Source organism: Streptomyces sp. NPDC059989 (assembly GCF_042736975.1).
GTDB lineage: Bacteria > Actinomycetota > Actinomycetes > Streptomycetales > Streptomycetaceae > Streptomyces.
Genome location: NZ_JBHWUO010000109.1, coordinates 1 through 8,691 on the forward strand (window position 1 = coordinate 1; position 8,691 = coordinate 8,691).

Here is an 8,691-nt window from a genome sequence, read left to right on the forward strand (position 1 = left end):
ATCGACTCCCCCTACACCGAGCCGGGGCCCTGGGACCCGCGGGGGGAGCGGGGGCGCGCAGGGGCGTCCCCGCAGGACGAGCGCGCAACCAAAGCAGCACGCCGTGACAAGGCATGGTGCGCGAGGACGAGGAGACGTCCCGGAGGGACCCCGCGCACAGCCCGGGCACTCCGACCCCGCCCCGGCGAACAAACCCACCTGGCCGACCCCGCCCGGGCGGAACAAACCCACCTGGCCCCACCCGGGGGTTGAACCCAGCCCGGGGGCAAATCCAGCCCCGCCGGCGTTTGAGGCGCGGGGTCTGGGGCGGAGCCCCAGCAGCGGAGCCGAGCCCGGCCGGCCAGACCCCGCCCGGGGGCACCAAACCCAGCCCCGCCGGCGATTGAGGCGCGGGGGCAGAGCCCCCGGAACGGCGCCGCGCCCGGAGAGAATGGCGGCATGACCTCACGTGCCCGGTCCTTCGATGCCGCCGCCGCGCTGTACCAGGCCTACCGCCCCGCGTATCCGGCGGCGTTGTTCGACGCAGTCGAGGCGCTCGCCGGGCGGTCGCTCGTCGGGGCGCGGGTGGCCGATGTGGGGGCCGGGACCGGGATCGCCACCGGGCTGTTGCGGGCCCGTGGGGCCGAGGTCGTCGCCGTGGAGCCCGGGGACGGCATGGCCGCCGAGTTCCGGCGGGCCAACCCCGGCATCCCGATCGTGCGCGGCGACGGCGACCGGCTGCCGCTGGCGAGCGGCGCGTTCGACTTCCTCACCTACGCCCAGGCATGGCACTGGACCGACCCCGCCCGCTCCGTCCCCGAGGCCCGCCGCGTGCTGCGCCCCGGCGGTGCGCTGGCGCTGTGGTGGAACGACCTGGACACCGCCGTCCCCTGGATCGCCGAGCAGGACCAACGGCTCCGTGCCTTCTTCGGGGCGACCGGGCTGCCCACCCGCGAGTCCCTGGAAGGGCTGGACGTCACCACCCGCGAGGTCCGGTGGTCCCGGCGGATCCCGCTGGCCGCACACCTCGCCAACCACGCCAGCCACTCCGCCTTCCTCCTCCTGGGGGAGGCCCGCACCCGGGAGTTCATGGACGCCGAGCGGGAGCGGCTGCTGGCCCTCTTCCCCGACGGGGCCGTCGAGGAGCCGTACGTGGTCAGCCTCAGCGTCGCCCGCGTGTGAGACGGGGAACACGGCACTGGACAGCCCTCCCGGATCGGGTGAGGTTGTGCGCATGACAGCACCGCGCCGTAGACGGACCTTCGGGATACTCCACGACCTCCTTGCCTTCGTCCTGGAGGTCTTCGCCCTTCTCACCCTCGCCCTGTGGGGCTACCGGCAGGGAGGCGGGCTGATCGGCGGAGTGCTGCTCGGTACGGCGGCCGCGGCCGCCGCTGCCCTGCTGTGGGGTGCCTTCGCCGCGCCCAAGGCCCGCTACCAGGTCCCGCTGCCCGCCGTACTTGCCGTCAAGGCCGTGGTGTTCGGGGCCGCCGCCCTCGCCCTGGTCGGGCTCGGGCTGCGGCCGCAGGCCTGCTGGTTCGCGGGGATCGTGTTCGTGAACACCGCTCTCGTTACGTACTACCGCTCTCGGGACTCCCGCGCCTGAAGGACCTCCGACCGGCACGCCGACGGCGTACCCCACGCGTCGCGCAGCGGGCGGGCCTTGCGCAGCCACAGGGACAGGTCCAGTTCCTCCGTGTAGCCGACCGCGCCGTGGAGCTGGAGGGCGGTGCGGGCCGCCGCGTACGCCGCCTCGCCCGCCGTGAGCTTCGCAGCGGCCACGTCCCCGTCGGCCAGGGACAACGCCGCCGCCCACACCAGCGGCCGGGCGAACTCCAGGCCCAGCAGGGTGTCCGCCAGCCGGTGCTTGACCGCCTGGAAGCCGCCGATCGGCGTCCCGAACTGCGTGCGCTGCTTCGCGTACTCCACCGTCCGGGCCAGCAGTGCCTCGCCGACGCCCAGGCACTGGGCCGCCGTCAGCAGCCGGGCCCAGCGCCCGGCCTCCGCCGCGGCCTCCGCCACCCGCGGGCCCGCCGCCAGGAGTTCGCCGCCCGCCGCGGGCACGGTCAGCCGGCGGACCGGGTCCGTCGAGGCCAGCGGCGGGCCGCCCCCGTCCGGAGCCAGCCGAAGCTCGCCCGCCTCCGACACCGTGAAGCAGTACGTCGCCGCGTCCGCGTCGAGGGCGTACGGACTCCCGCCCGGCAGCGTCAGCGTGGCCGAGGCCTCGCCCGCGACCAGCCCGGGCAGGAAGCGCTTCGCGAGCCCCTCGTCCCCCAGTTCGGAGAGGAGGACCGCCGCCGAAGCCGTCTCCACCACCGGCCCCGGCATCCCGGCCCGGCCCAGCTCCACGAAGCCGAGGGCCAGTTCCGTCGGGAGCAGGCCCATGCCGTCGTACGCCTCGGGCGCGGCCAGGGCGAACAGGCCCGTGTCGGCCAGCCGGGACCAGAGCGCCCGCCCCGGCCCGTGCCCGCCGCCCGCCCAGGCCCGTACGGCCGCGGGGACGTCGGCCGCGCCCAGCAGGGCGCGCAGCGTACGGGCGAAGTCCGACTGCTCGTCGGTCGGCAGGAAGCGCATCAGCGGCGGCCCTTCGGGAGGCCGAGCAGCCGCTCGGCGATGATGTCGCGCTGGATCTCGTTCGTCCCCGCGTAGATGGGGCCCGCCAGGGAGAAGATCCAGGGCTCGGCCCACTCGCCCTCGGCGAGCTCCGCGTCCGCGCCCAGCAGGTCCAGCGCCGTCTCGTGCAGGGCGATGTCGTACTGCGACCAGAACACCTTGTTCAGGCTGGACTCGGCGCCGATGGTCTCGCCCGCCGCGAAGCGGGAGGCGTTGGCCCAGGTGAACAGCTCGTAGGCGCGCGCCCCGATCACCGCGTCCGCGACCCGGTCCCGCAGCGCGGTGTCGGAGGGGTCGCCCTGCTCCCGCCACAGCCCGAACAGGCGGTCCGCGGCCGCCAGGAACCGCCCGGGGGAGCGCAGGGTGAGCCCCCGCTCGTTGCCGGTGGTCGACATCGCGATCCGCCAGCCCTGCCCCGGCTCGCCGATCACGTCCTCGTCCGGTACGAAGACCTGGTCCAGGAAGAGCTCCGCGAAGGCCGGCTTGCCGTCGAGCCGGCCGATGGGCCGCACCGTCACCCCGGGCGCGCGCAGGTCGAACATCAGATACGTCAGTCCCTGGTGCGGTTTGGGGGCGTCCGGATCCGTGCGGAAGATGCCGAAGGCGCGGTCCGCGAAGGCGGCCCGCGAGGACCAGGTCTTCTGCCCGGACAGCAGCCAGCCGCGCTCGGTGCGCACCGCCCGGGACTTCAGCGAGGCCAGGTCGGAGCCCGACTCCGGCTCCGACCAGGCCTGGGCCCAGATCGCCTCGCCGCTCGCCATGGAGGGCAGCACCCGGGCCCGCTGCTCGGGTGTCGCATGGTCGAAGAGTGTCGGGGCGAGCAGGTTGATGCCGTTCTGCGAGACCCGGCCGGGCGCGCCGGCCGCCCAGTACTCCTCCTCGAACACCAGCCACTTGACGATGTCCGCGCCCCGGCCCCCGTACTCCTCGGGCCAGGACACCACCGACCAGCGGTCGGCGTGCAGGAGCGCCTCCCACTCCCGGTGGGCCGCGAACCCCTCCTCCGTCTCCAGCGAGGGGAGGGCGGCGGGCGGGACGTGCGCGGCCAGCCAGCTCCGGGCCTCCGCCCGGAAGGCCTCCACGTCCGGTGTCTGGGTCAGGTCCATCAGCTGTTCGCCTCCTTCATGGCGGCGTCCTTCATGGCGGACACGTTCATGCCGCCGAGCGAGTCCGCCGCCGTCTCCGCGTTGTGCGCGTGCGCCAGGTGGTGCAGGCCGAACACCGAGTCCATGCCGGTGTGCAGGCCCTGGAGGTCCTCGGCCTGGTTGACGGCCCGCTTGGTCAGGGCCAGCCCGAAGCCGGGCATCTCGGCGATCCGCAGGGCGAGCCGGTCGGTCTCCGGCGCCAACTCGGCCCGTTCCACGACCCGGTTGACCATGCCGACCTCGTACGCGCGCCGGGCGGGCATCCGGTCGCCCGTGTACAGGAACTCCTTCGCGATGCGCGGCGGCATCGCCCACGGGTGCGCGAAGTACTCGACCCCGGGGATGCCCATCCGTACGACCGGGTCCGCGAAGAAGGCGTCCTCGCTCGCCACGATCAGGTCGCAGACCCAGGCCAGCATCAGCCCGCCCGCCACGCACGCCCCGTGCACGGAGGCGATCACCGGTTTCGGCAGCTCCCGCCACCGCCGGCACATGCCCAGGTACACCTCCGACTCGCGCGCGAAGCGGGACTCGGCGCCCGGCCGGTCCGAGTGGTCCCACCACAGGCCGGCCCGCCGCTCGAAGGGGAGGTGGGCGTCGCGCTCCGGGGTACCGATGTCGTGGCCTGCGGAGAAGTGCTCGCCCGCCCCGGCCAGGACGACCACCTTCACCTCGGGGTCGTCGGCGGCGCGGTAGAAGGCGTCGTCCAGGGCGTAGGTCATGGCGCTGTTCTGCGCGTTGCGGTAGCGCGGGCGGTTCATGGTCACGTACGCGACCGGGCCGTGCCGCTCGTACAGCACCACCGGGACCGCGGGGACCACCGGAGCTTCGGACATGCGGACGTCCTTTCCTTACCTGACAAACGGCCTTCCCTAACAAGTGTTTGGTAGGTTAACGTACGGCCATGAGCAGCGTCGAGGAGTTCCGCACCGGGGTTCGGAGTTGGCTGAAGGCCCACCTCACCGGCGAGTTCGCCGCGCTCAAGGGCCGCGGCGGGCCCGGCCGTGAGCACGAGGCCTTCGCCGAACGCCTCGCCTGGGAGCGGCACATGGCGGCGCACGGCTGGACCTGCCTCGGCTGGCCCGTCGAGTACGGCGGCCGCGGCGCGAGCGTCGAGGAACAGATCGCCTTCCACGAGGAGTACGCCCTCGCCGACGCCCCCGCCCGCGTCAACCACATCGGCGAACAGCTCCTCGGCCCCACCCTCATCGCCCACGGCACCGAGGAGCACAAACGCCGCTTCCTCCCGCCCATCCGGGCCGTGGAGGAGCTCTGGTGCCAGGGCTACAGCGAACCCGGCGCCGGCTCCGACCTCGCGGCCGTCCGCACCCGCGCCACCCTCGACCCGGCGCGCGGCGAGTGGGTGGTGGACGGCCAGAAGATCTGGACCTCCCTCGCCCACGAGGCCCAGTGGTGCTTCGTCATCGCCCGCACCGAACCCGGCTCGCGCCGCCACGCGGGCCTGTCCTACCTCCTGGTCCCCATGGACCAGCCCGGCGTCGAGATCCGGCCCATCGTCCAGCTCACCGGCACCTCCGAGTTCAACGAGGTCTTCTTCGACGGCGCCCGCACCGACGCCGCCCACGTCGTCGGCGCACCCGGCGAGGGCTGGACCGTCGCCATGGCCACCCTCGGCTACGAGCGCGGCGTCTCCACCCTCGGCCAGCAGGTCGGCTTCCGCCGCGAACTCGAAAACCTCGCCGAACTCGCCCGCCGCAACGGCGCGATCGCCGACCCGCTCGTCCGCGACCGCCTCGTCCGGGCCTGGATCGGCCTGGAAGCCATGCGCGCCACCGCCCTGCGCCCCGGAACCGCCCCCTCCATGGCCAAGCTGTACTGGGCCCGCTGGCACCGGGACCTCGGTGAACTCGCCATGGACGTCTGCGGAGCCGCCTCGCTCCTCGCGACGGGCGCGCACGGGGACCCGTACGACCTCGACGACCCGCAGCGGCTCTACCTCTTCTCCCGCGCCGACACCATCTACGCGGGCTCGGACGAGATCCAGCGCACCCTCATCGCCGAGCGGATCCTCGGCCTTCCCAAGGAGGTACGGGCGTGACCACCCCCGACTATGTCCCCGGCCACGGCCTGCTGAGGGAGCGCACCGCCGTCATCACCGCCGCCGCCGGCGCCGGGATCGGCGGGGCCACCGCCCGCCGCTTCCTGGAGGAGGGCGCCCGGATCCTGATCAGCGACGCCCACGCGCGCCGCCTCAAGGAGACCGAGGAGGCGCTCGCCGCCGAGTTCGGGGCGGAGCGCGTGGCCTCCCTCCCGTGCGACGTCACCGACGAGGAGCAGGTCCAGGCCCTCTTCGCGCTCGCCGAGCGGACCCACGGCCGCCTCGACATCGTCGTCAACAACGCCGGCCTCGGCGGCACCGCCGCCCTCGTCGACATGACCGACGCACAGTGGTCCCGCGTCCTCGACGTCACCCTGAACGGCACCTTCCGCTGCACCCGCGCCGCACTGCGGTCGCTCAAGGCGTCCGGGGGCGGCGGGGTCCTCGTCAACAACGCCTCCGTCGTCGGCTGGCGCGCCCAGACCGGCCAGGCCCACTACGCCGCCGCCAAGGCCGGGGTGATGGCACTGACCCGCTGCGCGGCACTGGAGGCCGCGGAGTTCGGCGTACGGATCAACGCGGTCGCCCCGAGCCTGGCCATGCACCCGCACCTGGCGAAGGTCACCAGCGAGGAACTGCTCGCCGAACTCACCGCCCGCGAGGCCTTCGGCCGGTACGCCGAGCCCTGGGAGGTCGCCAACGTCATCGTCTTCCTGGCCAGCGGCTACTCGTCGTACATGACCGGCGAGACCGTGTCGGTCAGCAGCCAGCACCCGTAGGCCGAGAATGGACGCGTGCCAACGAAGAAGCCGACCCAGAAGAAGAAGCCGCAGGTGACGGCCTCCCCCGAGCGGCGCCGCGAACTCCTCGACACCGCCGCCGAGGTCTTCGCCGCGCAGGGCTACAACGCCACCACCGTCCGCAAGATCGCCGACGCCGCCGGCATGCTCGCCGGCAGCCTCTACTACCACTTCGATTCCAAGGAATCGATGCTCGACGAGATCCTCTCGGCCTTCCTGACCGAGCTGTGGGAGGGCTACGACACCGTCCTCGCCGCGGGCCTCGGCCCCAGGGAGACCATCGAGGCCCTGGTCACCGAATCCTTCCGGGAGATCGACCGGCACCGCGCCGCCGTCGCGATCTACCAGAAGGAGTCCCGCACCCTCTCCGCACAGCCCCGCTTCCACTACCTCTCCGACTCGCAGCAGAAGTTCGAGAAGGCCTGGCTGGGGACGCTGGAGCGCGGGGTCGCCGCCAAGGTCTTCCGCGCCGACCTCGACATCCGGCTCACCTACCGCTTCGTCCGCGACACGGTGTGGGTGGCGGCGTCCTGGTACCGGCCGGGCGGACAGCACAGCCCCGAGGAGATCGCCCGCCAGTACCTGTCGATGGTGCTGGACGGGATCGCCGTACGCACCTGACCGATCTGAGGAGTTCCGATGCCCGAGGCCTACATAGTCGACGCCGTACGCACCCCCGTGGGGCGGCGCAAGGGCGGCCTGTCCGCGGTCCACCCGGCCGACCTGGGAGCGCACGTACTGAAGGCGCTCGTCGAACGGTCCGGGGTGGACCCGGCCGCGGTGGAGGACGTGGTGTTCGGCTGCCTCGACACGGTGGGGCCGCAGGCCGGGGACATCGCGCGGACGGCGTGGCTGGCGGCGGGCCTGCCGGAGGAGGTGCCGGGGGTGACGGTGGACCGCCAGTGCGGTTCCTCCCAGCAGGCCGTCCACTTCGCGGCGCAGGGGGCCCTGTCCGGCACCCAGGACCTGGTGGTCGCGGGCGGCACCCAGAACATGTCGATGATCCCGATCGCCTTCGCGTCGCGGCAGGCGGCGGAGCCGCTCGGCTTCACGGAGGGCCCGTACGCGGGCTCGGAGGGCTGGCGCGCGAGGTACGGGGACGCGCCGGTCAACCAGTTCCACGGCGCGCAGCTGATCGCGGAGAAGTGGGGCATCTCGCGGCGGGACATGGAGGAATTCGCCCTCCGCTCCCACCAGCGGGCGGTCCGCGCGATCGACGAGGGCCGTTTCTCCCGTGAGACGGTGCCGTACGGGGACGTGCTGGTGGACGAGGGCCCGCGGAGGGACACCACCCTCGAAAAGATGGCGACGCTCAAGCCGGTGGTCGAGGGCGGCACCATCACGGCGGCCGTCTCCTCCCAGGTCTCCGACGGCGCGGCGGCCATGCTGATCGCCTCCGAGCGGGCGGTCCGCGAACACGGCCTGCGGCCGCGGGCCCGCATCCACCACCTCTCGGTCCGCGGCGAGGACCCGATCCGCATGCTGTCCGCGCCGATCCCGGCGACGGCGTACGCCCTGAAGAAGACCGGCATGTCGCTGGCCGACATCGACCTGGTGGAGATCAACGAGGCGTTCGCGCCGGTGGTGCTGGCCTGGCTGAAGGAGACGGGCGCGGACCCGGAGCGGGTGAACGTCAACGGCGGCGCGATCGCCCTGGGGCATCCGCTGGGGGCGACGGGCGTCAGGCTCATGACCACCCTTCTGCACGAACTGGAGCGCACGGGGGGCCGGTTCGGCCTCCAGACGATGTGCGAGGGGGGTGGGCAGGCCAACGTGACGATCCTCGAGCGTCTGTAGCCGGCCGGGCTGCGGCGCCGCTCCGGGGGCTCTGCCCCCGCACCCCCGCGCCTCAAACGCCGGCGGGGCTGGGTTTGGTGCCCCCAGGCGGGGTCTGGCCGGCCGGGTGCGGCGCTGCTGCTGGGGCTCCGCCCCAGACCCCGCGCCTCAAACGCCGGCGAGGCTGGGATTCCCCTGGGCGGGGTCGGAGTGCCCGGGCTGTGCGCGGGGTCCCTCCGGGACGTCTCCTCGTCCTCGCGCACCAAGCCTCGTCACTGGCGTGCGGCTTTGGTTGCGCGCTCGTCCTGCGGGGACGCCC

The 8,691-nt window shown here is 73.6% G+C and carries 9 protein-coding genes; 6 read left to right on the forward strand and 3 right to left on the reverse strand.

Translation table 11 applies throughout. The features are described 5' to 3' along the window. Positions 1-438: 438 nt before the first annotated feature. Both ACFWBN_RS39230 and ACFWBN_RS39235 read left to right on the forward strand, forming a co-directional pair. Positions 439-1,161, forward strand: a complete 723-nt coding sequence (locus ACFWBN_RS39230; RefSeq protein WP_385186502.1) for a class I SAM-dependent methyltransferase — start codon at positions 439-441, stop codon at positions 1,159-1,161. 52 nt (positions 1,162-1,213) lie between these two features. Continuing rightward, positions 1,214-1,585, forward strand: coding sequence for a YrdB family protein (locus ACFWBN_RS39235; protein WP_385186505.1), 372 nt, complete (start codon positions 1,214-1,216; stop codon positions 1,583-1,585). On the opposite strand, the gene ACFWBN_RS39240 is transcribed toward ACFWBN_RS39235, so the two are convergent. Genes ACFWBN_RS39240 through ACFWBN_RS39250 form a run of 3 tightly spaced genes read right to left on the reverse strand, consistent with a single transcriptional unit; the run spans position 1,558 to position 4,573 of the window. After that, the gene (locus ACFWBN_RS39240; RefSeq protein WP_385186508.1) at positions 1,558-2,553 is read right to left on the reverse strand and encodes an acyl-CoA dehydrogenase family protein; all 996 of its coding nucleotides are present in this window, start codon (positions 2,551-2,553) and stop codon (positions 1,558-1,560) included. The two genes, ACFWBN_RS39235 and ACFWBN_RS39240, sit on opposite strands and share 28 nt — an antisense overlap. After that, positions 2,553-3,698: an acyl-CoA dehydrogenase family protein gene (locus ACFWBN_RS39245; RefSeq protein WP_385186511.1), complete on the reverse strand. Its 1,146-nt coding sequence runs from the start codon at positions 3,696-3,698 to the stop codon at positions 2,553-2,555. Before ACFWBN_RS39245 ends, ACFWBN_RS39240 begins: the two co-directional genes overlap by 1 nt. After that, positions 3,698-4,573: an enoyl-CoA hydratase gene (locus ACFWBN_RS39250; protein WP_385186514.1), complete on the reverse strand. Its 876-nt coding sequence runs from the start codon at positions 4,571-4,573 to the stop codon at positions 3,698-3,700. Before ACFWBN_RS39250 ends, ACFWBN_RS39245 begins: the two co-directional genes overlap by 1 nt. A gap of 68 nt (positions 4,574-4,641) precedes the next feature. Here ACFWBN_RS39250 and ACFWBN_RS39255 point away from each other — a divergent pair, with 68 nt between their 5' ends. The 4 genes from ACFWBN_RS39255 to ACFWBN_RS39270 are packed head-to-tail and all read left to right on the forward strand — an operon-like array spanning position 4,642 to position 8,393. Then, complete coding sequence (locus ACFWBN_RS39255; RefSeq protein WP_385186517.1) at positions 4,642-5,796, forward strand: acyl-CoA dehydrogenase family protein; 1,155 nt, start codon at positions 4,642-4,644, stop codon at positions 5,794-5,796. Continuing rightward, complete coding sequence (locus ACFWBN_RS39260; RefSeq protein WP_385186520.1) at positions 5,793-6,575, forward strand: SDR family oxidoreductase; 783 nt, start codon at positions 5,793-5,795, stop codon at positions 6,573-6,575. Before ACFWBN_RS39255 ends, ACFWBN_RS39260 begins: the two co-directional genes overlap by 4 nt. Positions 6,576-6,590: 15 nt before the next feature. Continuing rightward, positions 6,591-7,217, forward strand: coding sequence for a TetR/AcrR family transcriptional regulator (locus ACFWBN_RS39265; protein ID WP_385186523.1), 627 nt, complete (start codon positions 6,591-6,593; stop codon positions 7,215-7,217). Between the two features lie 18 nt (positions 7,218-7,235). Next, positions 7,236-8,393, forward strand: a complete 1,158-nt coding sequence (locus tag ACFWBN_RS39270; protein WP_385186526.1) for an acetyl-CoA C-acetyltransferase — start codon at positions 7,236-7,238, stop codon at positions 8,391-8,393. The last annotated feature ends 298 nt before the right edge of the window (positions 8,394-8,691 follow it).

Coding starts and splice junctions, on each gene's coding strand:
- ACFWBN_RS39230 (WP_385186502.1), top strand. CDS start 439: ATGACCTCACGTGCCCGGTCCTTCGATGCCGCCGCCGCGCTGTACCAG.
- ACFWBN_RS39235 (WP_385186505.1), top strand. CDS start 1,214: ATGACAGCACCGCGCCGTAGACGGACCTTCGGGATACTCCACGACCTC.
- ACFWBN_RS39240 (WP_385186508.1), bottom strand. CDS start 2,553: ATGCGCTTCCTGCCGACCGACGAGCAGTCGGACTTCGCCCGTACGCTG.
- ACFWBN_RS39245 (WP_385186511.1), bottom strand. CDS start 3,698: ATGGACCTGACCCAGACACCGGACGTGGAGGCCTTCCGGGCGGAGGCC.
- ACFWBN_RS39250 (WP_385186514.1), bottom strand. CDS start 4,573: ATGTCCGAAGCTCCGGTGGTCCCCGCGGTCCCGGTGGTGCTGTACGAG.
- ACFWBN_RS39255 (WP_385186517.1), top strand. CDS start 4,642: ATGAGCAGCGTCGAGGAGTTCCGCACCGGGGTTCGGAGTTGGCTGAAG.
- ACFWBN_RS39270 (WP_385186526.1), top strand. CDS start 7,236: ATGCCCGAGGCCTACATAGTCGACGCCGTACGCACCCCCGTGGGGCGG.